The following is a 233-nucleotide window of genomic DNA, read 5'->3' as shown; positions in this document are numbered from 1 at the left end:
GTATGTGTGGAGTCTGGATCATAAAGTGATTGCTATTCAGTATTCGATCACGGCTATTTTTGTGGGTCTGATCGCCTTAGTATTATCTGCGCTAATGCGCTTACAACTCGGCTTTCCAGATCATTTCTCTTTTATTGACCCAAGCTCTTATCTGCAATATGTCACGATGCACGGCATTATTATGGTGATCTATTTACTCACCGCTTTATTACTCGGTGGCTTTGGTAATTACC

At 41.2% G+C, this 233-nt stretch carries 1 protein-coding gene; it reads left to right on the top strand.

All coding sequences use genetic code 11. The features are described from left to right. On the top strand, positions 1-233 hold a 233-nt coding region (locus tag MTCD1_RS20410), incomplete at both ends, for a cbb3-type cytochrome c oxidase subunit I (RefSeq protein ID WP_200818728.1).

Origin of the sequence: Colwellia marinimaniae (assembly GCF_002207865.1) — a bacterium.
Classification (GTDB): domain Bacteria; phylum Pseudomonadota; class Gammaproteobacteria; order Enterobacterales; family Alteromonadaceae; genus Colwellia; species Colwellia marinimaniae.
This window is presented reverse-complemented; position numbering and strand designations above follow the sequence as displayed.